Source organism: Candidatus Accumulibacter contiguus, from assembly GCF_012940005.1.
Taxonomy (GTDB): domain Bacteria; phylum Pseudomonadota; class Gammaproteobacteria; order Burkholderiales; family Rhodocyclaceae; genus Accumulibacter; species Accumulibacter contiguus.
Map to the genome: position 1 here is coordinate 56,479 of NZ_SPMX01000036.1, position 22,572 is coordinate 79,050.

Annotated in this window: 29 protein-coding genes and 2 pseudogenes; 17 read left to right on the forward strand and 14 right to left on the reverse strand. The window is 59.2% G+C overall.

The annotated features are described in order from the left end of the window. The first annotated feature begins 183 nt into the window (after nucleotides 1-183). From E4Q08_RS13220 to nudB, 6 genes and pseudogenes are all read left to right on the forward strand, one after another. The gene (locus E4Q08_RS13220; protein ID WP_034917104.1) at nucleotides 184-465 is read left to right on the forward strand and encodes an FmdB family zinc ribbon protein; all 282 of its coding nucleotides are present in this window, start codon (nucleotides 184-186) and stop codon (nucleotides 463-465) included. 41 nt (nucleotides 466-506) lie between these two features. Continuing rightward, nucleotides 507-1,088, forward strand: coding sequence for a DUF502 domain-containing protein (locus E4Q08_RS13225; RefSeq protein WP_169070739.1), 582 nt, complete (start codon nucleotides 507-509; stop codon nucleotides 1,086-1,088). Between the two features lie 27 nt (nucleotides 1,089-1,115). Then, a pseudogene (aspS, locus tag E4Q08_RS13230) lies at nucleotides 1,116-2,919 on the forward strand (aspartate--tRNA ligase). 6 nt (nucleotides 2,920-2,925) lie between these two features. Continuing rightward, entirely contained in the window at nucleotides 2,926-3,321 is a 396-nt protein-coding gene (locus tag E4Q08_RS13235) for a guanyl-specific ribonuclease (RefSeq protein WP_372703681.1), read from the forward strand. Nucleotides 3,322-3,323: 2 nt separating this feature from the next. Continuing rightward, entirely contained in the window at nucleotides 3,324-3,767 is a 444-nt protein-coding gene (locus E4Q08_RS13240; RefSeq protein WP_169070717.1) for a barstar family protein, read from the forward strand. After that, nucleotides 3,764-4,213 (forward strand): dihydroneopterin triphosphate diphosphatase, encoded by a 450-nt coding sequence (gene nudB / locus E4Q08_RS13245; protein WP_169070718.1) that lies wholly within the window; start codon nucleotides 3,764-3,766, stop codon nucleotides 4,211-4,213. The genes E4Q08_RS13240 and nudB overlap by 4 nt, the downstream gene beginning before the upstream one ends. Here nudB and E4Q08_RS26155 read toward each other — a convergent pair. The 4 genes from E4Q08_RS26155 to bufA2 all read right to left on the reverse strand — a co-directional run bounded on the left by E4Q08_RS26155 (nucleotide 4,182) and on the right by bufA2 (nucleotide 6,331). Continuing rightward, complete coding sequence (locus tag E4Q08_RS26155; RefSeq protein ID WP_169070719.1) at nucleotides 4,182-4,391, reverse strand: cysteine-rich CWC family protein; 210 nt, start codon at nucleotides 4,389-4,391, stop codon at nucleotides 4,182-4,184. The genes nudB and E4Q08_RS26155 overlap by 32 nt on opposite strands. A 9-nt stretch (nucleotides 4,392-4,400) precedes the next feature. After that, nucleotides 4,401-5,165: an HvfC/BufC N-terminal domain-containing protein gene (locus E4Q08_RS13255; protein ID WP_169070720.1), complete on the reverse strand. Its 765-nt coding sequence runs from the start codon at nucleotides 5,163-5,165 to the stop codon at nucleotides 4,401-4,403. Then, entirely contained in the window at nucleotides 5,162-5,995 is an 834-nt protein-coding gene (bufB, locus tag E4Q08_RS13260; RefSeq protein WP_034917116.1) for an MNIO family bufferin maturase, read from the reverse strand. The genes E4Q08_RS13255 and bufB overlap by 4 nt, the downstream gene beginning before the upstream one ends. A 75-nt stretch (nucleotides 5,996-6,070) precedes the next feature. Next, the gene (bufA2, locus tag E4Q08_RS13265; RefSeq protein WP_034917118.1) at nucleotides 6,071-6,331 is read right to left on the reverse strand and encodes a BufA2 family periplasmic bufferin-type metallophore; all 261 of its coding nucleotides are present in this window, start codon (nucleotides 6,329-6,331) and stop codon (nucleotides 6,071-6,073) included. Nucleotides 6,332-6,760: 429 nt separating this feature from the next. Between bufA2 and rpoH the strand changes: the two genes are divergently transcribed. After that, nucleotides 6,761-7,621, forward strand: a complete 861-nt coding sequence (rpoH, locus tag E4Q08_RS13270) for an RNA polymerase sigma factor RpoH (protein WP_169070721.1) — start codon at nucleotides 6,761-6,763, stop codon at nucleotides 7,619-7,621. A gap of 85 nt (nucleotides 7,622-7,706) precedes the next feature. Here rpoH and E4Q08_RS13275 read toward each other — a convergent pair whose 3' ends face one another. Together E4Q08_RS13275 and E4Q08_RS13280 are read right to left on the reverse strand one after the other, a co-directional pair. Further along, nucleotides 7,707-8,336 carry a redox-active disulfide-containing membrane protein gene (locus tag E4Q08_RS13275; protein WP_169070722.1) on the reverse strand — a complete coding sequence of 210 codons (630 nt, stop codon included), beginning with the start codon at nucleotides 8,334-8,336 and terminating at the stop codon, nucleotides 7,707-7,709. After that, nucleotides 8,321-9,019, reverse strand: a complete 699-nt coding sequence (locus E4Q08_RS13280; protein WP_169070723.1) for an SURF1 family protein — start codon at nucleotides 9,017-9,019, stop codon at nucleotides 8,321-8,323. The genes E4Q08_RS13275 and E4Q08_RS13280 overlap by 16 nt, the downstream gene beginning before the upstream one ends. 87 nt (nucleotides 9,020-9,106) lie before the next feature. Here E4Q08_RS13280 and E4Q08_RS13285 point away from each other — a divergent pair, with 87 nt between their 5' ends. After that, on the forward strand, nucleotides 9,107-9,304 hold the full coding sequence (locus E4Q08_RS13285; protein ID WP_169070724.1) for a twin transmembrane helix small protein: 198 nt from the start codon (nucleotides 9,107-9,109) through the stop codon (nucleotides 9,302-9,304). Nucleotides 9,305-9,475: 171 nt separating this feature from the next. On the opposite strand, the gene E4Q08_RS13290 is transcribed toward E4Q08_RS13285, so the two are convergent. The 7 genes from E4Q08_RS13290 to E4Q08_RS13315 are packed head-to-tail and all read right to left on the reverse strand — an operon-like array spanning nucleotide 9,476 to nucleotide 14,380. Next, the gene (locus E4Q08_RS13290) at nucleotides 9,476-10,330 is read right to left on the reverse strand and encodes a cytochrome c oxidase subunit 3 (RefSeq protein WP_034915739.1); all 855 of its coding nucleotides are present in this window, start codon (nucleotides 10,328-10,330) and stop codon (nucleotides 9,476-9,478) included. 58 nt (nucleotides 10,331-10,388) lie between these two features. Continuing rightward, nucleotides 10,389-10,598, reverse strand: a complete 210-nt coding sequence (locus E4Q08_RS13295) for a DUF2970 domain-containing protein (RefSeq protein WP_288130716.1) — start codon at nucleotides 10,596-10,598, stop codon at nucleotides 10,389-10,391. A 5-nt stretch (nucleotides 10,599-10,603) separates the two neighbouring features. Further along, a complete protein-coding gene (locus E4Q08_RS13300) occupies nucleotides 10,604-11,203 on the reverse strand; it encodes a cytochrome c oxidase assembly protein (RefSeq protein WP_211203416.1) in 600 nt (199 codons plus the stop codon). Then, complete coding sequence (locus E4Q08_RS24065; RefSeq protein ID WP_211203417.1) at nucleotides 11,200-11,322, reverse strand: cytochrome oxidase small assembly protein; 123 nt, start codon at nucleotides 11,320-11,322, stop codon at nucleotides 11,200-11,202. Before E4Q08_RS24065 ends, E4Q08_RS13300 begins: the two co-directional genes overlap by 4 nt. After that, nucleotides 11,319-12,932 carry a cytochrome c oxidase subunit I gene (gene ctaD, locus E4Q08_RS13305; RefSeq protein WP_034915728.1) on the reverse strand — a complete coding sequence of 538 codons (1,614 nt, stop codon included), beginning with the start codon at nucleotides 12,930-12,932 and terminating at the stop codon, nucleotides 11,319-11,321. Before ctaD ends, E4Q08_RS24065 begins: the two co-directional genes overlap by 4 nt. A 31-nt stretch (nucleotides 12,933-12,963) precedes the next feature. Beyond that, entirely contained in the window at nucleotides 12,964-14,049 is a 1,086-nt protein-coding gene (coxB, locus tag E4Q08_RS13310; protein WP_248594906.1) for a cytochrome c oxidase subunit II, read from the reverse strand. A 25-nt stretch (nucleotides 14,050-14,074) separates the two neighbouring features. Continuing rightward, entirely contained in the window at nucleotides 14,075-14,380 is a 306-nt protein-coding gene (locus E4Q08_RS13315) for a hypothetical protein (RefSeq protein WP_169070727.1), read from the reverse strand. A 246-nt stretch (nucleotides 14,381-14,626) separates the two neighbouring features. Here E4Q08_RS13315 and E4Q08_RS13320 point away from each other — a divergent pair, with 246 nt between their 5' ends. The 3 genes from E4Q08_RS13320 (at nucleotide 14,627) to cyoE (ending at nucleotide 16,473) form a co-directional block, all read left to right on the forward strand. Next, entirely contained in the window at nucleotides 14,627-15,130 is a 504-nt protein-coding gene (locus tag E4Q08_RS13320) for a DUF2244 domain-containing protein (RefSeq protein ID WP_034915731.1), read from the forward strand. Next, entirely contained in the window at nucleotides 15,127-15,486 is a 360-nt protein-coding gene (locus tag E4Q08_RS13325) for a cytochrome c oxidase subunit II transmembrane domain-containing protein (protein ID WP_034915734.1), read from the forward strand. Before E4Q08_RS13320 ends, E4Q08_RS13325 begins: the two co-directional genes overlap by 4 nt. Before the next feature lie 90 nt (nucleotides 15,487-15,576). Then, nucleotides 15,577-16,473: a heme o synthase gene (cyoE, locus tag E4Q08_RS13330; protein WP_169070729.1), complete on the forward strand. Its 897-nt coding sequence runs from the start codon at nucleotides 15,577-15,579 to the stop codon at nucleotides 16,471-16,473. On the opposite strand, the gene mpl is transcribed toward cyoE, so the two are convergent. After that, nucleotides 16,414-17,835 (reverse strand): UDP-N-acetylmuramate:L-alanyl-gamma-D-glutamyl-meso-diaminopimelate ligase, encoded by a 1,422-nt coding sequence (mpl, locus tag E4Q08_RS13335; RefSeq protein ID WP_169070730.1) that lies wholly within the window; start codon nucleotides 17,833-17,835, stop codon nucleotides 16,414-16,416. The two genes, cyoE and mpl, sit on opposite strands and share 60 nt — an antisense overlap. A gap of 112 nt (nucleotides 17,836-17,947) precedes the next feature. Between mpl and E4Q08_RS13340 the strand changes: the two genes are divergently transcribed. The 6 genes and pseudogenes from E4Q08_RS13340 to prmA all read left to right on the forward strand — a co-directional run bounded on the left by E4Q08_RS13340 (nucleotide 17,948) and on the right by prmA (nucleotide 22,569). Beyond that, entirely contained in the window at nucleotides 17,948-18,556 is a 609-nt protein-coding gene (locus E4Q08_RS13340; protein ID WP_034910171.1) for a hypothetical protein, read from the forward strand. 8 nt (nucleotides 18,557-18,564) lie between these two features. Then, nucleotides 18,565-19,092, forward strand: coding sequence for a TlpA family protein disulfide reductase (locus E4Q08_RS13345; protein WP_169070731.1), 528 nt, complete (start codon nucleotides 18,565-18,567; stop codon nucleotides 19,090-19,092). 48 nt (nucleotides 19,093-19,140) lie between these two features. Beyond that, the gene (gene aroQ / locus E4Q08_RS13350) at nucleotides 19,141-19,635 is read left to right on the forward strand and encodes a type II 3-dehydroquinate dehydratase (RefSeq protein WP_169070732.1); all 495 of its coding nucleotides are present in this window, start codon (nucleotides 19,141-19,143) and stop codon (nucleotides 19,633-19,635) included. A 72-nt stretch (nucleotides 19,636-19,707) separates the two neighbouring features. After that, nucleotides 19,708-20,161: pseudogene (gene accB, locus E4Q08_RS13355) on the forward strand (acetyl-CoA carboxylase biotin carboxyl carrier protein). A gap of 136 nt (nucleotides 20,162-20,297) precedes the next feature. Then, the gene (gene accC / locus E4Q08_RS13360; RefSeq protein WP_034910178.1) at nucleotides 20,298-21,662 is read left to right on the forward strand and encodes an acetyl-CoA carboxylase biotin carboxylase subunit; all 1,365 of its coding nucleotides are present in this window, start codon (nucleotides 20,298-20,300) and stop codon (nucleotides 21,660-21,662) included. Nucleotides 21,663-21,678: 16 nt separating this feature from the next. Next, the gene (gene prmA, locus E4Q08_RS13365) at nucleotides 21,679-22,569 is read left to right on the forward strand and encodes a 50S ribosomal protein L11 methyltransferase (protein WP_034910180.1); all 891 of its coding nucleotides are present in this window, start codon (nucleotides 21,679-21,681) and stop codon (nucleotides 22,567-22,569) included. Nucleotides 22,570-22,572: the final 3 nt, after the last annotated feature.

Sequence of the window (22,572 nt, forward strand, 5' to 3'; positions counted from 1 at the left end):
TTTGGGCGCTCCGCCACTCGCCCGCCGCAGCCTGTGCGGCGCAGCCTGTGCGGCGCAGCATCTTACCACTTACATCATGCGCTTTGCCTGCCAGCCGTCTGCCTGATGGCCGGCCGCGCTTCCCTCACGAGTTCGCAGTTCGCGTATAATTGCAGGTTTTGAAGCGTTTTCTGGGGGTTAGTCATGCCGATCTACGCCTATCGCTGTACTTCCTGTGGTTTCGAGAAAGATCATCTGCAAAAACTGAGCGACTCGGCATTGCGCATCTGTCCCCAATGCGGTCAGGCCAGCTATACCAAGCAGCTGACTGCTGCCGGTTTTCAGTTGAAAGGCAGTGGCTGGTACGCGACAGACTTCAAGGGTGGCCAGCCCTCTGCCCCGACCGAAAAGCCGGAAGCCGGCGCCAAAACCACCGAAAAAGCGCCCGCATCCCCGACCGGAGCGACGGCGTGCGCCGACCACTGATCAAACGCTACTTCATCACCGGCTTGCTGATCTGGGTTCCCATGGCGATCACCGCCTGGGTGCTGATGCTGATCGTCGGGACCATGGATCAGTCCTTGCGCTTGTTGCCGGAAGTGATACATCCGCACACGGTTCTTGGTTTCGACATCCCGGGGGTCGGGGCGATCCTGACCTTGCTGATCATCGTTCTCACCGGGCTTCTGGCTACCAATTTCATCGGGCAGCGGCTGGTCGTCTGGTGGGAGTTGTTGCTGGCGCGCATTCCAGTCGTCAATTCGATCTATCACAGCGTCAAGCAGGTTTCAGACACGCTTTTTTCATCATCCGGAAACGCTTTTCGCAAAGCCTTGCTGATCGAATATCCGCGGCGCGGCACCTGGACCATCGCCTTTCTTACCGGTAAACCGGGCGGTGAAGTACTTCGGCATCTCGATGGCGAGCATGTCAGTGTCTACGTTCCGACGACGCCGAATCCGACCTCGGGCTTCTTTCTGATGCTGCCGATAACGGATGTCATCGAACTCGACATGAGCGTGGATACCGCACTCAAGTACGTGATCTCGATGGGCGTGGTGGCCCCACAGCTACGACCACAGGCCGCGAACACTCCCAGCCGACCATAAACTGAAACAAGTTACCCGGACAACAGCATGCGTACTCATTATTGTGGACAAGTCGATTCACAGCTTATTGGCCAGGAGGTTACGCTCTGCGGCTGGGCGCATCGGCGCCGCGACCATGGTGGCGTGATCTTCGTCGATCTACGTGATCGCGAGGGTCTGGCACAGATTGTATGCGACCCCGATCGGCCGCTGATGTTCAAGACTGCCGAGTCGGTCCGCAACGAGTTCTGCCTGCGGATTACCGGCAAAGTCCGCGCTCGACCTGAGGGCACGGTCAACCCCAACATCGCCAGCGGTGCGATCGAGATTCTTTGCCACGAGATGGAAGTCCTCAATCCGTCGGTGACACCGCCGTTTCAGCTCGACGAAGAGAATCTTTCGGAGAACATTCGCCTGTTGCACCGGGTGCTTGACCTGCGGCGTCCGCAGATGCAGAACAACATGCAACTTCGTTACCGCACGGCGCGGGCCTTCCGCCGCTTCCTGGACGATGCCGGTTTCATCGACATTGAAACCCCGATGCTCACCAAGAGCACTCCGGAGGGCGCGCGCGACTATCTGGTTCCCTCGCGGGTGCATCCCGGCCACTTCTTCGCGCTTCCCCAGTCGCCGCAACTTTTTCAAGCAGTTACTGATGATTTCCGGGTTTGACCGGTACTATCAGATCACCAAGTGCTTTCGCGACGAGGATCTGCGCGCAGACCGCCAACCGGAATTCACCCAGGTCGATATCGAGACCTCGTTCATGAGCGAGGGCGAAATCATCGGGTTGATGGAAGAACTGATCCGGGCGGTTTTCAAGGAAGCGATCGCCGCCGATCTGCCCAATCCCTTCCCGCGCCTGAGCCATTCTGAAGCCATGCATCGCTATGGCTCAGACAAACCCGATCTGCGCGTGACTCTCGAACTCGTCGAAGTCGCCGACGCGCTGAAGGATGTTTCCTTCAAGGTCTTCGCCAGTGTCGCCAATAGCGAAGGGGGTCGTATCGCCGCCTTGCGCATTCCCGGAGGGGCGAGCCTGACGCGTGGCGAGATCGACGCCTACACCCAGTTTGTCGGCATCTATGGCGCCAGAGGGCTGGCCTATATCAAGGTCAATGATGTCACGCAACTCAACGAGGCTGGCCTGCAATCACCGATCGTCAAGAACCTGCACGCGCGCGCGCTGCAGACGATCGTCGAGCGGACTGGCGCGCAGTCGGGAGATCTGATTTTCTTTGGTGCCGACAGATGCAAGGTGGTCAACGACGCGCTCGGCGCCCTGCGCGCCAAGATCGGACACGAAAAGGGCTTCGTCAATGGCCATGCCTGGGAGCCGGTATGGGTTGTCGACTTTCCGATGTTCGAGCATGACGCGCAGGAGAAGCGTTGGACAGCTTGCCACCACCCCTTCACCAGTCCGAAAGACGAGCATCTGGCGCTGCTGGAAAGTGACCCTGGCGCTTGTCTGGCCAAGGCCTACGACCTGGCACTCAACGGTTCCGAGCTCGGTGGAGGATCGGTGCGGATTCACCGGGCGGCAGTCCAGGAACAGGTCTTCAGGGCGCTCGGCATCGGTGAGGAAGAGGCGAAGCTCAAGTTCGGCTTCCTGCTCGATGCCCTCAAGTATGGCGCTCCACCGCACGGCGGACTGGCTTTTGGTCTGGATCGCATCGTGACGATGATGGCCGGAGCCGAGTCGATCCGGGATGTGATCGCCTTCCCGAAAACCCAGCGTGCGCAGTGCCTGCTCACCGACGCACCGAGCGGTGTGGACGAAAAGCAGCTACGGGAACTGCACATCCGCCTGCGCCAGAGAGTCGAAACGCAGATCGAGATTGGCAAAGGCTAATTGCAGGTGCTGAAAATCGTGACCTTTCTGCGGCTGCTGCTGCTGGCCGCGCTGCTCGGTGGTCTGCTTGGCGCGGCCCATGCACGTGAACCCAGATCCCTGGCGAGGGTCGCGTTGGCCGACTTGCCACCGGAGGTAATGCAGACCCTGCTTCTGATCCGGCAGGGTGGACCCTTTCCCTACCCGCGCAAGGATGGGAGTACTTTTGGCAATTTCGAGAAACGCCTGCCCTTGCAGGCACACGGCTACTATCGGGAGTACACGGTACCGACACCGGGTAGCCGAGACCGTGGAGCGCGCCGAATCATCGCCGGCGATGGGCGCGGCGGTGATGTCGCCAACTCCAGCGAGTTCTATTACACGGATGATCATTACCGCAGTTTCCGCCGCATACGCGAATAGCCATGAGCCAGAACGACTTGCAGAACCTGCTCGAAGATGCAACACAAGCCGGGATCTACCACTTGCCCTGGAGTGCTCACAGAGTCGTCAAAGCCGCTGCGGAAGCCGCCGGCTTCGCCTGCTTTGACCTCAGTTTTGGCGACTCCGACCGTGTCGACATCGTACTCGCTAAACTCGGACGAGATCTCGACTTTCCCGAGTGGTACGGACACAACCTCGATGCCCTGAAGGATTGTCTGACCGATTTTTCGTGGTGTGAAGCCGCAGGTTATGTACTGATCATCACCCGGGCTGAAATCCTGGGAGCCCAGGACCCGGCGGCTTTTCATGCCATAAACGAGGTATTTGCCGCGGCCATTGCCGAATGGCGCTTGCAGGGTTTACCGATGTGGGTGTTTTACGATCTTCGTGCTGACGGACTGGCGGTTCTCCCGACCCTGGCATGAAGCAATACAAGCGACCGGTGTCGGTGCTGGTCGTGATCCATACCCGGGATCTGCAGGTGCTGCTGCTCGAACGTGCTGCCCATGCAGGCTACTGGCAATCGGTCACCGGCAGCCAGGAAAACGATGAGCCATTGCTGACAACTGCCATCCGGGAAGTCGGCGAGGAAACCGGGATCCAGGTGCGCGCCGAGGATCTGCTGGATTGGCGGCTCAGCAACTGCTACGAGATTTTTGCCGAGTGGCGTCATCGTTACGCTCCGGGGGTCCTGCACAATACCGAGCACGTCTTCTCGCTGCTGCTTCCGGCAGCACAGCCGGTCACCGTCGCTGCCGAAGAGCATTTGCGTTACTGCTGGTTGCCGTGGCGCGAAGCGGCCGCGAAATGTTTTTCGTGGAGCAACCGCGACGCAATTCTCATGCTGCCGGAGCGGATGTCTGTGCGCTGAGCCGCTGCTCCAGGCAAGTTGAGCAGTAACAGCCGACAGCAGCAGCGCCCGGTTCCAGGGTAAGCGTCGGCTTTTCCATACACCAGCAAGTGGAGTGGCCGACCACCGCACCGCAGACAAAGGCGGTGCCGCAGTCCGTACACCGCGTCGTCATGGTGTTTTCCGGGAGTATTGGCATGTCCTCCTCTCAATCCTTAGCCAGCAGGCCTTCGGTGATCCAGCGCTGGAGAAAACCGGCGGCCGTCTGCGCCGGTTCCGGCACACCGGACTCGGCGATCAACGTGCAACAGTCGGCGAAACTGGCCGCTTGGGTCAAGGCTTGCAGGGCCGCCGCTTCGCAGGCTTCGGCAGATCGCCAGCAGCAATCGAGCGCCGGTCGCCAGATCAGCAGCACATGCGGCAATCGTTGCGGTTCCTCGCTGGCGACTTCGCTATTCGCATTGAGCGCTTTCCAGACCGGCTCGACACGCCACGCCAGATCGATCAACTGCAAGGAAGGCAGGGGTCTGAATCGCCGCAGAGGCCAGTCTTGCAGCGGCAACGCAGCGAGGTCGTCACGGGTGAGAGCGGCAGCATCTGCAGCGTCGAACGCCGTACGCATCGCCCAGTCCATCCGCGCCAGGTCGAGCAGCGCGGGGTGTGGCAAGCGCCCTGGCGCAGCGTCGAGAAACTCCACCAGCCTGTGGCCGAACCAGCGAATCGAACGGAAATGTGATGGATGTTCATCGATATACGCGCGCGCCAGAAGATCAAAAGCGTCATCGCCGAGCGCCCGCTGCAGAACCGGGAAATTGTCGCGCAGGGCCGCCGTCAGACGGGCACGGTAAGCCTGCAGGTAAACGCCGATACCACCCGCCAGCAGTGCTCCCTCCGCAGCAAACAAATCCGGGGTGAAATTTTCCAGCAGAATGGCTTTCTGGAAACGCTGCTGCAACTCTGCCAGGGTACTCATGCGGCCTGTTCGATCTGGGTGTGTTGTGCCCGCGTGCGAGCATAATCGAGTTCGGCGATGAGCACCGCAAGCGGCGGCATGTTGTCGTCGCGCTCGATCATCGTCGGTATTGGACCAAGTCGCCCAACGGTATAGGCGTACAGATCCCAGACGGCCTCACAAATCGGCTGATCGTGAGTATCGATGAGGTAGCTGCCATGCTCCTCGTGTCCGGCCAGATGGATCTGGCGAACCACCGCAGGCGGTATGGCATCGATGAAGGTGTGCGGATTGAAATGGTGATTGACGCTGCTCACGTAGACATTATTCACGTCGAGCAGCAACTCACAGCCGGTATGCCTGACCAACTCGCGAATGAACTCCCATTCGCTCATCTCGTCAACCCGGTAGCGCACATAGCTGGAAACGTTCTCGAGCAACAGCGGCTGGCCGAGAGCCTCCTGGACCTGTGCCACGCGTGGCTCGAGTTGCCGCAGTGCCGCCTCGGTGTAAGGCAGTGGCAGCAGGTCGTGGAGGTTCAACGATCCGGTTCCGGTCCAGCACAGATGGTCCGAAACCCAGGCAGGCTCAACGCGGTCGACCAGCGCCCGCAACTGCCGCAAGTACTCCGGATCCAGGGCATCGCTGCCACCGATCGAGAGCGAAACACCGTGCATCACCATCGGATAGTCGCGGCGGATGCGATCGAGATAGTAAAGCGGTTTACCACCCGCGACGAGATAGTTCTCGGATATGATCTCGAGCCAGTCCACCCCTCGTGGTGACTCGACAAAATCCCGGTAATGTTCGGTACGCAGGCCCAGGCCGAAGCCTTTGATGGTCTCGCGCATGGCGTCTCCTTCAGGTTGGCGCCGGGGGTGACCACCTGCCGGTCGGCAGCCCGGTCACGCCCCCCTGCATCGAGCTTACTTGACCACCTTGCCACCCGCATCGGTGCATTCCTTGGCGCTGGCTTTGGTCACCCAGCCCTGGCCCTTGCAGGCATTGGTCCCCTTGCACTCGCTCTTGGCCGTCTTGCATTCGGAATGGCCCTTGCACGAGTTGATGCCGGCACAGTGTACCGGGCCTCCTTCCGCAGCGTGGACGGTCGGCGCCAGCATGCCGCCAGTGGCAAGAAGGGCAGCCGCAGCGGCGGCGATAGCGACACCAGACAGTTGATTCGACATTTCTTTCTCCTCTTTAGTGGATGGATTGGGTCAAAGCTGGCCGTTCTGAAACCAGTTCTCTGACATTGCTTAGACGCATGCAGGCTGGAATTACTTACACCAAAGGCAAATATTTTTTCACCGCCATTCTGGAGCTTGGGTTTGATGTGGAAGTCGCGTATGCGATTCACGAATCTCCCCTCCCCCCTCGCGGGGGCGAAGGCGGGGTTTCGCGGAGCACTGCTCCGCGCCGCCGCAGCCGGCCCGCGATGCAGCGCGGGCCGTGGGAGGGGTCGGGGGGAGAGGGAAACGGTCATGACTTTCATGATCGGGGGTGTCTGGAAAAGTCATGACCGTTAGTTGGACGAACTTTTCTGTCCATTAGCACTCTCAGGCAACGAGTGCTAAAATGAAACTTGTCATCAGTAACGTGCAGGAGGAATCATCCACATGACCCAGGCCTTGGCATTTCCGACGGTTTCTGCCGTCGGCAGTATTGACGCTTATATCCAGGCGGCCAGGCAGTTTCCGCTGCTGAGCAAGGAAGAAGAATTTCGTCTGGCCACCCGCTTTCGTGATGAGGAAGATCTCGATGCGGCACGGCAGTTGGTGCTTTCGCATCTCCGCTTGGTGATTGCCATCGCGCGCGGATACCTCGGATACGGTCTGCCACACGCCGACCTGATCCAGGAGGGAAATATCGGCCTGATGAAAGCGGTGAAGCATTTCGACCCCAGGCACGGAGTACGTCTGATTTCGTTCGCCATCCACTGGATCAAGGCCGAGATTCACGAGTACGTCCTCAAGAACTGGCGAATGGTCAAAGTGGCTACGACCAAGGCGCAGCGCAAACTGTTCTTTAACCTGCGCGGCATGAAAGCGAACAGCAATGGCTTGAGTTCCTTGCAGGTGGCGGATATCGCGCAGCGCCTGAGCGTCAAGCCGGACGAAGTGATCGAGATGGATACTCGTCTATCGGGTCATGATCTGGCGCTCGAAGGCGATAATGAAGAGGAAGACGCGTTTGCTCCGATTGCCTATCTGTCGGACCATTCGAGTGAACCGTTACGTGTGCTTGAAGCACGCGCGCGTGCGTACTTACAGAACGATGGTCTGCAAAGTGCCCTGACAGGTCTGGATGCGCGTAGCCGCCGGATTGTCGAAGCGCGCTGGCTGACCGATGACAACCCGGCGACCCTGCACGAACTGGCGGCGGAATTCGGTGTATCCGCCGAGCGGATTCGCCAGATTGAAGTCAAGGCGATGCAGAAAATGCGTGCAATTCTGGCGCCCCTGGTGGAGCAAACGTGAACCGAAGGGACCAGACTGCCGTCCTCAGCAAAGCGCGGCTCTACAGGCCCATCTGTTGCAGTATGGCTGCACGCCGTTCCTGTAGTCAAAGTCTGACCAGTTTGCCGAGTTCGCGGATGAAGGCCGTTGGATCAGGGTTTTCTGGGTAGCGGAAGACCACAAGACCTCGTCGATCTACCAGATGGATATGGCGGCTTTCACTTCCTCCGAGAATATCCATCAGTTTGGCGTCTGTCGCTCTAACCAGGACCAGGTCGGGGTGTGATGCCATCAGACCAGGCGCTGGTGTCGTGGCATCGGTGATCACCCAAAGGCGGTCGATACGCTCCATATTGCGTCCCTGCGCGGTACGTGCCTGCCGTGTCAGATAAAGCGTGTGCTGGCAGCGCGCATCGCAGGCGCCGGGCGCCGCAAAAATCACCAGCCACTTGCCACTGACTTCTGGATGCTCCAGTCGGGTGCCATCCGGACGTTGCAGGAATTCAAACGGAAGTGGCACAGGGTCAAGCGGCAGACCAACGGTCGCCTTGACCTGCGGCGGTGAGACATAGCGAAAGTACAACGCAACAAGAAGCGGCAACAGGCCTATCGCAACGATCGCCAGCAGCGTCCATCTGCCCCTGGTCTGACTCGAAGCTTTCAAAACGCTGGCCGGAGCCCAGCTGACAGGGACGTCCTGGCCCGCCTGTTTCTCTGAGGTCATTTCTTTCGCCATGCAAGGAGTCCATAGGCCACGGCCATGAGCGCAAAAATCAGCCACATGGCCGCATAGCCGTAATGTTTCACCGCCGGATTGTCAGGAGTACCCCAATCGCGTACCAGACCATCGCCTTCCGCACCGGTTTGCATCAGAATTACCGGTAACGCGTCCAGGCCACTGCGCTGACGGTAGTCCTCTTCCCGCACATGCTGCCAGATGGCTCCCTCCGGTGGGGTTTTCTGCAATTCGAATGTCCTGGTTTCAAAGCTGTGAGTCACGCCGGCAATCTCGATTTCACCTACTGGCGATGCCAACGACGGGATGTCAGAACGTAGTCGCGGCGCAGGTATCCAGCCGCGGTTGACCAATACGACGGATGCACTGCCCGACAACTGCAAAGGCGTGAGTACATGATAGCCGGGGCGACTACGATAGATCTTGTTGTCCAGAAAGATGGTTTTCTCCTCCAGCCAGTGACCGCGTGCGGTTGCCGCCCTGTCGATCAGGCTCTCGCGATCGCGCTGCTGCGCGGACAATTTGATTGGTGTCGAGACAAGGGCGGACTGCTCGCGCGCAAAGCGCTCGCCGCGTGTTTCCGCACGCCAGAGTTGCAGGCGGGACATGGCGAGACAGGTCAGAACCACCAGAAGGACCACAAGCAGGTGCAGAGGCCCGCGCTTGAGGGAGAAGATCGACATCTGCAGAACGCTGTTCCCGGGTTGTTGTCGTATGCGAACCGAAAGTCCTAGACTACGGTAGACTGTGATCTTTCAGGAGGGAAATTCATGCGCATCTTCGTCGTACTGATGCTGATTGCCATCATTGCCAGTCTCGGCAGCGCCCTGGTGTTTATCTATCGCGATCAAGGCCCGGACAAAACCAGAGCGGTGAAGGCACTTTCCTTCCGTGTCGGCCTATCGTTTGGGCTGTTTCTGCTATTGATGGCTGCCCACTGGCTTGGCTGGATCGTTGAACGCCTGTGATTGCGAGGTTAATGTGAAAGTCGCGTATGCGACTCACGAATCTCCCCTCCCCCCTCGCGGGGGGAGGGGTCGGGGGGAGAGGGAAACGGTCATGACTTCATGATCGGGGTGCCTGGAAAAGTCATGACCGTTAGCGGTGGCGCACATCTTGGTGCGCCACGCGTCAGGAAGTTACAGCCAATAGACAACGACGAACAGGCCGAGCCAGACGACGTCCACAAAGTGCCAGTACCAAGCAACCGCTTCAAAGGCAAAGTGTCGCTCCCCGGTGAAGTGTCCCTTCAACGCCCGCAGGAGAATCACGGTCAACATCGTCACGCCGAGCGTCACGTGAAAACCATGGAAACCGGTCAACATATAAAAGGTTGAACCGTACACCCCAGTGGTCAGCTTGAGATTGAAGTGGCTATAGGCTTCGCGGTATTCGTACACCTGCAGGCCCAGGAACAACAGACCGAGCAGCACCGTCAAGATCAGGCCGACGATCAACTGCTGCCGTTTGTTGGCGACCAATCCCCAGTGCGCCCAGGTCACCGTGGCGCCCGAACTCAGCAGCAGCAGGGTATTGATGGCCGGGATTCCCCATGCGTGCATCGGAGTAAAAGCGTCCTTGGCCGCAGGACCGGCAGTTGGCCATTGATTTTTGAAGCCTTCCCAAAGCGCAGCCTGCTCCGCACTCGCCAAGTCAGGAATGGACAATACGCGGACATAGAACAACGCGCCAAAGAAAGCCGCGAAGAACATGACCTCGGAGAAGATGAACCAGGCCATTGACCAACGGAAGGAACGATCTACCTGCAGATTGTAGCGCTGGCCTTCCGATTCACCGATCACACGTCCAAACCAGCCGAACAGCATGACCGTCAGAACGGCGAACCCGCCGAGCAAAAAGTATCCGCCGTAGGCAATCGAATTAAACGTCAGAATGGCGCCGGTTGCCAGCAAGAGCAACGCAAACGACCCAACCACCGGCCAGTGCGAAGGCTCGGGAACGAAATAGCGGCTTGCGGATGCGGGGTGACTCATCTTGATTCCCTCCAAATCATATTGTCGTTATGGCCCTGTTACCTTGTTCATGTGTCCATCAATGACGACTGCTGTAAATTGCCACAGTTACCAGCGTAAGTACAAAAACCAGCATGAAAGCCAGTGCTGTGATCAACAGCTTCAACGGCGACAACGGTGGTGCATCTTGCTCGTACGGTTTGTGCCCACGCACCCCCAAAAGCGCCCAGGCAACGGTACGAATGGTACGAAACAGGCCGTTCTTCGGCGATTGTGGATTCACCAACACATCGTTCAAGTCCGGACTTCCGCAGACGTCGCCAATGCCTTCGCGCCACCTGCCGGCACTTCGAAAAACGTATACGAAAGGGTAAGCGTAGCAACGTCATCAGGCAGCTTCGGATCAATCAGGAACACGACGTCCATCTCGCGCACCTCGTGCGGCGCAAACGTTTGCTGCTTGAAGCAAAAGCACTCCAGCTTCTTTACGTAGCCACCTGCATGCTGCGGCCCGTAGCTGGGAACAGCCTGCCCGATCACGGTGCTGTCGCGCGTATTCTCGACGCGATAGATCACGTGCACGATTTCTCCGGTCTTGACCGCAAGGCTGTTGGTCTGAGGACGAAAGAGCAAGCCTCCGTCATGACTGTTGGCATCGAACTCCAGCGTCACGGGACGTCCCGGGAGAGACGACACAGCGACCTGCTCCGCACGGTCGATGTCGTACAGGCCAGTCCATTCGCAAAATGCCCGGTACAGGCGCGGTTGTGCGGCCACGAACAGCAAGCTGCCAACGACCACGATCACGAGAATCGATGCGATGCGGACGTTACTGCCGACCCGCGGGCGCGAGTCGGCAGTGGTCGATCCAACCGGGCTGAGCTCAGGATTCAAGAGCTGGCCATCCACTGGCGAATGATGAAACTCAGAAATACGGCTGCTGCGAACAGGGCAAGGCCGACCGCGATGCGACGGCTGCCCTGCTCGCGCGATGATGTATCGTCGTGGGTCATGCGTGTGCCTCGGCCGCATCAAACGCTGGCGGATCTTCAAACGTATGGTACGGTGCGGGTGAGGGAACAGTCCACTCCAGTCCGTGCGCGCCATCCCATGGCCGGCTGTCCGCCTTGGCACCGCCTTTCACTGCCTGAAAGACGACGATCAAGACCAGCAACTGGCTCAAACCGAAGCCAAAGGCACCAACGCTGGAAACCACGTTGAAGTCCGCGAACTGTTGCGAATAGTCAGGAATCCGTCGCGGCATGCCTGCCAGGCCGAGGAAGTGTTGCGGGAAAAAGGCGATGTTGAAGAAGATGATCGACAGCCAGAAGTGCAGTTTCCCCAGACCTTCGTTGTACATGTGACCGGTCCATTTCGGCAGCCAGAAATAGAGGCCGGAATAGGCAGAGAAAAGCGCTCCTGCGACCATGACGTAGTGGAAGTGGGCAACGACATAATAGGTATCCTGCAACTGGATGTCCACCGCTGTCATGGCCAGCACCAGGCCAGTAAGCCCACCGATGGTAAACAGAACGAGGAAACCGAGTGCAAACAACATCGGCGTTTCAAAGGTCAGCGACCCGCGCCACATGGTGGTGACCCAATTGAAGACTTTCACCCCTGTCGGCACCGCGATGAGCATCGTCGCATACATGAAGTAGAGCTGGCCTGTGAGCGGGATGCCCGTTACATACATGTGGTGCGCCCAGACAAAGAAGGAGATCAGACCGATCGCGGCAATCGCATAGACCATCGAGGTATAGCCGAAGAGATGCTTGCGCGAGAATGCCGGGATCACATGGGAAACGACGCCGAAGGCCGGCAAGGCGATGATATAGACCTCAGGGTGGCCGAAAAACCAGAAGATGTGCTGGAACAGCACCGGATCACCACCACCGGCTGCATTGAAGAAAGTAGTCCCGAAATGGCGGTCGGTCAGCAGCATGGTCACCGCACCGGCCAGGATCGGCATCGAAGCAATCAGCAGAAAACCCGTGACCAGCCACGTCCAGCAGAACAGCGGCATTTTCATCAGAGTCATGCCGGGTGTACGCAGGTTGAGTATGGTGGTGACGATATTGATCGAACCCATGATCGATGACATGCCCAGGATATGGACGGCAAAGATGGTCATGTCCATCCCTATCCCCATTTGTACCGACAGTGGGGGGTAGAGGGTCCAACCGGTTCCGGCAGCGCCGCCGGGCACGAAGATCGACACCGTCAGGAGAATGGCGGCTGGCGGTAACAACCAGAAACTCCAGTTATTCATCCGCGCAAACGCCATGTCGGAGGCGCCGATCATCATCGGGATCATCCAGTTGGCGAAGCCGACGAATGCCGGCATGATCGCGCCGAAGACCATGATCAGGGCATGCAGGGTCAGCATCTGGTTGTAGAACTCCGGGGACACGTACTGCAGTCCAGGGGAGAAGAGCTCCGCGCGAATGATGAGCGACATCGCACCGCCGACGAGGAACATCACGAAGCTGAACCACAGGTACATCGAACCGATGTCCTTATGGTTGGTGGTGGTCACCCAGCGCTTCCAGCCGCTCGGATAGTGGGCGTGGTCGTCATGATGGTGGTCGCCGGCATGTCCGGCAGTGTGCGTGGCTTGCATAATCAGTTTCTCCTGAGGGCCGGCAGCGCGATCACTTGCCGCGACGCGCCTTGACTTCGGCGGGTTGAATGACTTCGCCGAGCTTGTTGGTCCATGCGTTCCGTTCGTAGGCGACAACGGCCGCGATATCCGTATCACTCAACTGTGCACCGAAGGCCGCCATTGCGGTACCCGGCTTGCCGTTGATGACGATGTCGAGATGTCCTTCTTTCGGACCCTTGACAATCTTCGATCCGTCCAGAGCGGGGAAAACGGGCGGCAATCCCTGTCCGTTCGCCTGGTGGCAGGAAGCACAGTTGGCCGCGTAGACCTTCTCGCCGCGGGCAAGCAGTTCATCGAGCTTCCAGACCTTGTTCGGATCGTCCGCAGCCGAAGCCATTTGCTGCTTCTGCTCGGCAACCCAGGCGGCGTACTTTTCATCGGAGACGACCTCGACCACCACCGGCATGAAGCCGTGGTCCTTGCCGCAGAGTTCCGAGCACTGGCCGCGGTAAGTGCCTTCCTTGTCAGCACGGAACCAGGTATCGCGCAGGAAACCGGGGACTGCATCGGTCTTCACGGCGAATGCCGGGACCGACCAGTTATGAATCACATCGGTCGCCGTCGTGAGAATGCGCACCTTTTTTCCAACCGGCACCACCAGCGGGCGATCGACCTCCAGCAGATAATGTTCGCCCTTGGGTGCCTTGTTTTCGATCTGGTCGCGTGGCGTGGCGAGCACACTCATGTACTTGACTCCGGCAGCGTCGCCGGTGAGGTATTCGTAACCCCACTTCCACTGATATCCAGTGACCTTGATCGTAAGATCGGGCTGCGAGGTATCGCGCATGTTTACCAGTGCCGACGTAGCCGGGAAGGCTATCGCGATCAGGATCAGCGCCGGCACGATGGTCCAGGCCAGTTCCACGGTCGTGTTGTCGTGGAAATCAGCCGGCTTGTGGCCCCTGGACTTGCGATGAAAAATTAGCGAATAGGTGACGACCGCAAAGACGCCGACGAAAATGACGACGATCACCACCGTCAAGAGCGTATGGAGGTCGTAAACACGCCGGGCTGTAGCGGTCACGGGTTCCTGCAGATTGAGTTGCCAGGCGGCGTTTGCGGCGCCACTGAGCATACCGAGCAACCCGAGCAGCCCGGCCTTACCCAGTCGCAAACGATTCAGGTAGCGGTTCTTGTTTGAGTATCGTGCCATGTTCTCCCTCTCCCCCACCAAGTGCATTCACCACGCAGAGCAGCATTGGCGCAAGCACCTGACGTTTTTGAAAATCTACCAAAAAGGGCTCGTGCGAACCCCGTTCCAGTTTCTCACCAGCCGCAAAGGCTAACACAATATAATTGATATGGATCAATTCGCAGGCAAAAAAATCAAGGAAGCAAAGGTCGCGGTGATCGCAAGCATGATCCTGTGCCAGCGGGCTGCGGGCACCCCGACGGTGGTGCGCCACACCGGAGCTCCTTCGCGGCATCTCAGAATTACAGGAACATCTTGTCCGGATGTTGCGTCCAAGGGATGCATTGGCTGCCGGTGGCGCTGCGCCATGATTCGTCACGAAAGCGAATACAATCACAATGTTGGGGGGACTTGTTGCCAACGAAGTGTAGCCCCGTGCTAGAATTTCCCGGCCGATACCTTGATTTGTATCAAGTCCAGCCAGTTTACTCGGGGAGGCTGGCCATTGTGGAGAGGATTAATGAGCCTGGTTGCAGCCCGGACACTGACAGGACGAACTTGGGTGGCTCGCCCGAACCAGTCGCTTTCGGTGACCGAGCGCAACTGGGTGTTTGTCGCCATGGCCGCAGCTTCGAGTACGATTGCAATCGTTTTTTTGTATTTCGGCGCCTGGCCGGTGCTGCCTTTTACCGGCATCGAGCTTGCCCTGCTTTGGTGGGCACTGCGACATAGCGAGGAAACAGCAGAGGATTTCGAGAGAATTGCGCTTGAATCAGGGCAACTGACGATCGAAACCCGCCGTGGCGCCCTGGCTGAGCGGCACGCATTTCAGCCGTACTGGGTGCGCCTGCAGTATGTGAAGCCGCAGGGACAAAGCAGTCATCGCTTGTTGATCCGCTCGCATGGACGGGAAGTCGAAGTCGGCCGTATGCTGACAGAAGAGCAGAAAAAGGCACTCGCCTCAGAACTGAAACAAAGCCTCGGTGCTGCCTGGCCCGACAAGATATCTAAGGAGACAAATTGAAGGCACTTCATCGTTTCTGTCCACGAGCGGGCGTTTCGCTATCGACTCTGCTTGCGGCGCTGCTTCCATCGCTGGCCCTTGCTCAGTACAGCTGGGACTTCCCCACACCAGTAGGCGCGGTCAGCCGCAATACGCTCCAGATACACAGCTATTTCATGATCATCATCACCATTCTGTTCGTCGTGGTGCTTGGCATCACGATCTACTCGATGTTCAAGCACCGCAAGAGTGCCGGCCAGCAACCGGCCAAGTTTGCAGGGCCGACCGGAACGGTACAGTGGCTGTGGGCAATGGTGCCGTTCGCCATTCTGCTGTTCATCGACTACATCCTGATCGGCATCCACTTTACCGGCTGAATCGCAACACGCAGCTTCCACAGGCAAAGAGGCCCCACCAAGTCGCACGGGCTCTGCCGAACTATCACGGGTCGGAGAAAACAGTAAGATATGGCCGCTATCAGCACAAGCTCCCGTCGTTCGACCGGACAACGCCTGGGAGCTTTCTTCGAGTTGTGCAAGCCGCGGGTTAACAGCCTGATCGTGTTCACCGCAATGATCGGGATGTTTCTCGCCACGCCGTCATTCCCGCCGTTCGGACTGTTTGTTGCGGCATCAGTCGGTATTGCTCTGGTCGCCGGCGCTGCGGCAGCGATCAATTGCCTGATCGAAAAACACATTGATTCGTTGATGGCGCGTACGCGCGCACGCCCGACGGCGCGTGGAGAAGTCTCGTACACGGAAACCCTGACCCTGGCAACTCTCGTCGGCGGCTTCGGCTTATGGATCCTGTACAGCTTTGTCAATCCCCTGACGATGTGGCTGACGCTGGCCACCTTTCTCGGTTACGCCCTGGTTTACACGGTGCTGCTGAAGCCGGCGACACCGATGAACATTGTCATCGGTGGTGCTTCTGGCGCGATGCCACCGCTCCTGGGCTGGACGGCGATCACCGGTCAGGTGGGCCCCGAGGCTCTGGTCCTTTTCCTGATTGTTTTCATCTGGACACCGCCGCATTTCTGGGCGCTCGCTTGTTACCGTTGTGCCGACTACGCCAAGTCGGGCTTGCCGATGCTGCCGGTGACGCACGGCATCCGCTTCACCTGCCTGCACAGTCTGCTCTACGTGGTCATGCTGACCGCCGCGACGGTACTGCCTTACACGCTGGGAATGAGCGGCCCCTGGTATCTGCTTGGCGCACTGGTCCTCGATGTGATTTTTCTCGTCTACAGCGTCACGCTGTGGCGTGATTACAGCGACAAGCTGGCGAGACTGACTTTTCGCTATTCAATCATCTATCTGACGCTGCTCTTCGCGGCCCTGCTGGCTGACCATTTCCTGCGCTGAAACGTCGGCGGCGAGTGCTGCCAGCAGCTTCTCGTGGATACCGCCAAAGTCGCCGTTGCTCATCACCAGCACCTGGTCACCAGCGCATGCGGTACTGGCGATGCGAGCCACCAGGCGGCCGAGATCATCTTCGATGATTACCCTCTCGCCCAGCGGAGCGAGCGCTTCGGCGGCGCTCCATCCGAGATTCGCGGCATAGCAGAAAACCAGATCGGCGTCGCCGAGGCTGGCGGGCAGCGAGGCTTTCATCACTCCGAGCTTCATGGTATTCGAGCGCGGCTCCAGGACCGCCAGAATGCGGTTGCTGCCCACCTTGCTGCGCAAACCCGCCAGCGTCGTCGCAATTGCCGTCGGGTGATGGGCAAAATCGTCGTAAACATGGACATCGCCAACGGCCCCCCGCAACTCCAGACGACGCTTGACATTCTTGAAGCGTGACAACGCCGCCAGGCTTCTGGCAATAGATACCCCGGCATGCCTGGCAGCGAGCAGGACGGCAACCGCGTTGCTGCGGTTGTGCGTACCGGTCAAGCCCCAGTTCGTACTGCCAAGCAGTTCGTCGCCGTGCAACAGCTGCAGCGACCCATCGACATCGTTCCCTTCCGCCCGCCAGCCAGCGGTGTCGTTGAAGCGCTTCACCGGAGTCCAGCAGCCCCTGGCCAGAACTCGTTCCAGGTTGCCGTCGGCGGCGTTCGACACAATCAGTCCATGGCGCGGCAAAGTGCGAACGAAATGGTGAAATTGTGTCTCGATCGCTGCCAGATCAGAGAAAATGTCGGCATGGTCGAATTCGAGATTGTTCAGGACGAGCGTGCGTGGGCGGTAGTGAATGAACTTGGAGCGCTTGTCGCAGAAAGCGGTATCGTATTCGTCGGCTTCGATCACGAAGAACGGAGTGTCCGTGTTGCTGCCGGACAGACGCGCCGAAACTCCGAAATTCACCGGCACGCCACCAACCAGGAAACCTGGACTCAGCCCGGCGTCTTCAAGGATCCACGCCAGCATCGCGGAAGCCGTTGTCTTGCCGTGCGTTCCAGCCACTGCCATCACCCAGTGTTCCTTGAGAATATTCTCGGCCAGCCATTGCGGACCCGAAAGGTAAGGCAGACCGCGGTCAAGGATTTCCTCGAGCAGGGCGTTGCCACGCGTAATGGCATTGCCGACCACGTAGCAATCGGGTTCGAAAGCCGTCTGCGCGCTATCGTAGCCTTCGATGACTTCGATCTCGGCAGCTTCAAGCTGCGTACTCATCGGTGGGTAAACGCCACTGTCACAACCTGTGACGTGGTGCCCCGCGGCGCGCGCCAGCTGTGCAAGGCCCGCCATGAAAGTGCCGCCGATGCCGAGGATGTGAATATGCATGTCCCGAATCCAAGTTAAAATCAGGCTGAAGAGGCGCGATTGTACCCTTGCCAGAGTCTTTGCGCGCCCGGACGAGCACTCTGCCATCGCCAGACCACTTCGGGATTCACCAATGAGCGGCCGACAGGATCGCCAGCGTAATTCACAGCAGCGCAGCCATTTGGCTGCGCTCGCCGCCCGCCTGATGGCCCAGGACGGTATCAGCGATCTCACCCTGGCCAAACGCAAGGCGGCACGCGGCCTCGGCTTGCCGGAGAGCGTAGCCATGCCTGACGACAGTGAAGTCGAGGCTGAACTGCGGATCTATCAGCGCTTGTTCCAGGACCAGGAACAGCAGGCGAGAAGCCGGCATCTGCTGCGCACCGCAGCCCGGCTGATGGCGACGATGCAACGCTTCCATCCCTATCTGACCGGGTCGGTGCTCGATGGCAGCGCTGGCCGCCATGCCGAGATCGATATCCAATTGTTCCCGGATAGTGCCAAAGACGTTGAAATCTTCCTGCTCAACGAGGGCATGGCTTTCCGCCATAGCCTTCCGCGTACCGATCGTGCCGAGGCAGTTCTGACGATCGTTGGTGATGACGCCGTTGCCAACCTCGTCATCTACCCGCGTGACGAGGAGCGTGTGAGCTTCAGGACGCGTGACGGCAAGATTCGGGAGCGCGCCCGACTGGACGTCGTCAACAGGCTGCTGGCCGCCAGCTGCCCCCCTGCCCCATGAGAAGCGCCGTGCTGATCGGCCTGCTGGCCGCTACCCTGCTGGCCGCTATCTACGCCGCATCGCAACTTTCCGGTACGCCGCAGCAGGCTTTGCCGGCCGTCACCACCGAGGCTCTGGCGCGCCTGTTCGCCAGTCGTCTCGATGACGTGCACGGGAAGTCGCATCCGTTCTCGCGTTGGCAAGGAAAAACGCTGGTCGTCAATTTCTGGGCCACCTGGTGCCCACCCTGCCGGGACGAAATGCCTGCGTTTTCGCGACTGCAGGACCGCCATTTGCTGCAAGACGTGCAGTTTGTCGGCATTGCTCTCGACACCGAAGACAGTATCCGAACTTTTGCCGAAACCTATCCGGTCAGCTACCCTTTGCTGATCGGCGGCGCAACAGGCGTCGAACTCGCCCGGCAACTCGGGAACACTCAGCTAAGCCTCCCCTATACTCTGGTGATCAGTCCGCAGCGTGAACTCCTGCTGCTCCGACTCGGCCCCTTGTCCGAGAGTGAACTGGAGCGTATCCTGCAGCAGGCGGTGACGCGCTGAAGACGTCTTGCTGGACAAAATGCCGCCATTTGCGGCAAACTGACGGCCATGAAGAAGCAAACTTCGTCGAAAACCGACGCCACGCCGGATGTCCCCCGACTGCTCGTCCTGCATGGGCCCAATCTCAATCTGCTGGGCACTCGCGAACCCGCATACTACGGTTCAAGCACGCTTGCCGAGATCAATCTGGCACTTGCTCACCGTGCCGAGTCCGCCGGCGTGCATCTCGAAACCTTCCAGAGCAATCACGAGGGCGCATTGATCGAGCGCGTTCATGCCGCCCGCGCCCAGGGTGTCCGTTTTCTGATCATCAATCCTGCGGCCTACACGCATACCAGCATCGCCTTACGCGATGCTCTCGCCGGCACCGGCATTCCCTTCGTCGAAGTGCACCTGTCCAACGTACATGCCCGTGAGCCGTTTCGCCAGCACTCGTATTTTTCTGAGCTGGCGATTGGCGTCATTAGCGGCCTGGGTAGCGAGGGTTATCTGCTGGCGCTGGAATATCTCCTGGGCAGGATCGCTGCAGAGCGAAACCTTTGATCGCCTGCGGGCTTGTCCTGGCGCATGCTCCAGGCTTGGCCACAAACAAGAACGACTATCTGGAGTGAATCCATGGATCTGCGAAAACTGAAGAAACTCATCGACCTTGTCGAGGATTCGAGCATCACCGAACTCGAGATCAACGATGCCGAGGAACGGGTCCGCATCGTCAAGCAGGGCGGCGGCATGGCGCAGCATGCCTACGCGCCGCCGGCCGCATTGCCGCTTGCCCCGCCAGTAGCGGGGCCAACTGCCACGCTTGCCGCAGCGGAGGAAACCGATCTTCCGGAAGGAGATATCATCAAGGCGCCGATGGTCGGCACCTTCTATCGTGCATCGAGTCCCGGTGCTGAACCCTTTGTCGAGGTAGGCAGTATGGTCAAGGTCGGAGATACGCTCTGCATCATCGAAGCCATGAAGCTGCTCAACGAGATCGAAGCCGAGCGGGGGGGGAACGATCAAGGCGATTCTGATCGAGAACGGTCAACCGGTCGAATATGGTGAACCCTTGTTCATCATCGGCTAACCGTCATGACTTTTCCAGGCACCCCCAATCAGGAAAGTCACGGCCGTTTCCCTCTCCACCAACCCATCCCCCGCGAGTGTGGAGGAGAGATTCGTGAGTCGCTGACGCGACTCGCGCATTAGGAGAACCGTCCGCCATGTTCGGAAAAGTCCTCATTGCCAATCGCGGAGAAATTGCCCTTCGCATCCAGCGCGCCTGCCGCGAACTCGGGATCAAGACAGTGGTCGTTCATTCGGAGGCGGACCGAGAAGCCAAGTACGTCAGATTGGCCGACGAGTCGGTCTGCATTGGTCCGGCGCCTTCCGCCCAGAGCTATCTCAACGTACCGGCAATCATCTCGGCGGCCGAGGTCACTGACGCGCAGGCCATTCACCCAGGCTATGGCTTCCTCTCCGAGAACGCCGACTTTGCCGAGCGGGTCGAATCCTCCGGGTTCGTATTCATCGGGCCCAGACCGGAGACCATTCGGCTGATGGGCGACAAGGTCTCCGCGAAGGAGGCCATGCGCATCACCGGAGTCCCCTGTGTGCCCGGTTCGGAAGGTGCGTTACCCGACGACCCCAGGGAGATCGTGCTGATTGCCAAGGCCGTCGGCTACCCGGTGATCATCAAGGCCGCGGGTGGAGGGGGTGGACGCGGGATGCGCGTCGTCCATACCGAAGCAGCGCTGATCAACGCCGTGAACATGACCCGTTCGGAGGCACAAAGCTTTTTCGGAAATCCCAACGTCTATCTGGAGAAATACCTGGAAAATCCGCGCCATGTCGAGATCCAGGTCCTGGCCGACAGTTTCAGGAATGCAGTCTACCTTGGCGAACGCGATTGCTCGATGCAGCGCCGTCACCAGAAGATCATCGAGGAAGCGCCGGCCCCCGGCATCCCCAGCCGGTATATCGTGCGCATCGGTGAGCGTTGTGCCGAAGCGTGCCGGCGCATCAACTATCGTGGTGCAGGCACCTTCGAATTCCTGTTCGAGAATAACGAGTTCTACTTCATCGAGATGAACACCCGCATCCAGGTTGAACACCCGGTCACCGAGCAGATCTCTGGGGTCGATCTCGTTGCCGAGCAGATCCGCATTGCTGCCGGTGAAAAACTGCGCTTCAGGCAGCGTGATCTGACTTTCCGCGGCCACGCCATCGAATGCCGGATCAACGCCGAAGATCCCTTCACTTTCGTTCCGTCGCCAGGCAAGATCAGTTTCTATCATCCGCCGGGAGGGCCCGGAATTCGCGTGGACTCGCATATCTATCAGGGCTATACCATTCCGTCACACTATGACTCGATGGTCGCCAAGGTGATCGCCTATGGCGACAGTCGCGACCAGGCGATTCGTCGCATGCGCATTGCCCTCTCCGAAATGAGCATCGAAGGCATCAAGACGAACATCGCACTGCATCAGGATCTCATGCAGGATGCCCGTTTCATGGAGGGCGGCACCAGCATCCACTATCTGGAGCAAAGACTCGCCGCCAAGGACGAGGTCAACAAGGGCGGCTGATCGTCGCCGAATCACGATGGCCTGGCTATCTCTGAGCATCCAGACCGACTGCCAACACGCCGAGGCGCTTGCTGACGCCCTCCTCGATGCAGGCGCACTGGCAGCCAGCATCGAGGATGCGGATGCTGGCACACCCGATGAACAGCCGCAGTTTGGCGAGCCCGATTCAATCAGCCGGCCGGGCTGGAATCGTTCACGGGTCATTGCGCTGCTCAAGCCGGACAGCGATGCCAGGCAGCTTCTGGCAAGCTGCGCGGCGCTGGCCGGTCTCGATGATTTGCCGGCCTTCACACAGGAAGAGGTGGCCGATCAGGACTGGGTGCGACTGACGCAATCGCAGTTCGAGCCGATTCGTGTCTCGAAGCGCTTGTGGATCGTTCCCTCATGGCACCAGGCCCCGGATCCACAAGCAATCGTCCTGGTGCTCGATCCCGGCATGGCGTTCGGAACGGGCTCGCATCCGACGACCCGGCTTTGCCTGGAATGGCTTGAGCGCTGTGCGCTCCCTGGGATGTCGATGCTCGATTACGGCTGCGGCTCCGGGATTCTCGCCATCGCCGCGGCCAGACTCGGTGCAGGCGAGGTGGTCGGCGTCGATATCGACCCGCAGGCGGTGATCTCAGCCAGGCAAAATGCCGAGGGGAACGGGGTCAACGCCCGCTTCCAGGATTCGGCACAAGAGTTGCATTCTCAGTTCGACATCGTGGTAGCGAACATCCTTGCCAATCCGCTCAAGGTCCTGGCACCGTTGATCAGCGCGCACGTCCGCTCAGGTGGTAGGCTCGCGCTGTCGGGAATTCTCTTCTCGCAGGCGGACGAGCTGATTGCAGCCTACGCGCCCTACCTGCCGCTTGGCGTTGCTGACACTCGCGACGGCTGGGTCTGCCTGGCGGGCGTCAAGGCATAAGCC

Coding starts and splice junctions, on each gene's coding strand:
- coxB (WP_248594906.1), bottom strand. CDS start 14,049: ATGCTCAGTGGCGCCGCAAACGCCGCCTGGCAACTCAATCTGCAGGAA.
- E4Q08_RS13290 (WP_034915739.1), bottom strand. CDS start 10,330: ATGAGTCACCCCGCATCCGCAAGCCGCTATTTCGTTCCCGAGCCTTCG.
- bufA2 (WP_034917118.1), bottom strand. CDS start 6,331: ATGTCGAATCAACTGTCTGGTGTCGCTATCGCCGCCGCTGCGGCTGCC.
- E4Q08_RS13225 (WP_169070739.1), top strand. CDS start 507: ATGGCGATCACCGCCTGGGTGCTGATGCTGATCGTCGGGACCATGGAT.
- rpoH (WP_169070721.1), top strand. CDS start 6,761: ATGACCCAGGCCTTGGCATTTCCGACGGTTTCTGCCGTCGGCAGTATT.
- cyoE (WP_169070729.1), top strand. CDS start 15,577: ATGGCCGCTATCAGCACAAGCTCCCGTCGTTCGACCGGACAACGCCTG.
- E4Q08_RS13320 (WP_034915731.1), top strand. CDS start 14,627: ATGAGCCTGGTTGCAGCCCGGACACTGACAGGACGAACTTGGGTGGCT.
- accC (WP_034910178.1), top strand. CDS start 20,298: ATGTTCGGAAAAGTCCTCATTGCCAATCGCGGAGAAATTGCCCTTCGC.
- E4Q08_RS13240 (WP_169070717.1), top strand. CDS start 3,324: ATGAGCCAGAACGACTTGCAGAACCTGCTCGAAGATGCAACACAAGCC.
- mpl (WP_169070730.1), bottom strand. CDS start 17,835: ATGCATATTCACATCCTCGGCATCGGCGGCACTTTCATGGCGGGCCTT.
- E4Q08_RS13285 (WP_169070724.1), top strand. CDS start 9,107: ATGCGCATCTTCGTCGTACTGATGCTGATTGCCATCATTGCCAGTCTC.
- bufB (WP_034917116.1), bottom strand. CDS start 5,995: ATGCGCGAGACCATCAAAGGCTTCGGCCTGGGCCTGCGTACCGAACAT.
- E4Q08_RS13275 (WP_169070722.1), bottom strand. CDS start 8,336: ATGGCGAAAGAAATGACCTCAGAGAAACAGGCGGGCCAGGACGTCCCT.
- E4Q08_RS24065 (WP_211203417.1), bottom strand. CDS start 11,322: ATGACCCACGACGATACATCATCGCGCGAGCAGGGCAGCCGTCGCATC.
- E4Q08_RS13280 (WP_169070723.1), bottom strand. CDS start 9,019: ATGTCGATCTTCTCCCTCAAGCGCGGGCCTCTGCACCTGCTTGTGGTC.
- E4Q08_RS13255 (WP_169070720.1), bottom strand. CDS start 5,165: ATGAGTACCCTGGCAGAGTTGCAGCAGCGTTTCCAGAAAGCCATTCTG.
- ctaD (WP_034915728.1), bottom strand. CDS start 12,932: ATGCAAGCCACGCACACTGCCGGACATGCCGGCGACCACCATCATGAC.
- prmA (WP_034910180.1), top strand. CDS start 21,679: ATGGCCTGGCTATCTCTGAGCATCCAGACCGACTGCCAACACGCCGAG.
- E4Q08_RS26155 (WP_169070719.1), bottom strand. CDS start 4,391: ATGCCAATACTCCCGGAAAACACCATGACGACGCGGTGTACGGACTGC.
- nudB (WP_169070718.1), top strand. CDS start 3,764: ATGAAGCAATACAAGCGACCGGTGTCGGTGCTGGTCGTGATCCATACC.
- E4Q08_RS13220 (WP_034917104.1), top strand. CDS start 184: ATGCCGATCTACGCCTATCGCTGTACTTCCTGTGGTTTCGAGAAAGAT.
- E4Q08_RS13340 (WP_034910171.1), top strand. CDS start 17,948: ATGAGCGGCCGACAGGATCGCCAGCGTAATTCACAGCAGCGCAGCCAT.
- aroQ (WP_169070732.1), top strand. CDS start 19,141: ATGAAGAAGCAAACTTCGTCGAAAACCGACGCCACGCCGGATGTCCCC.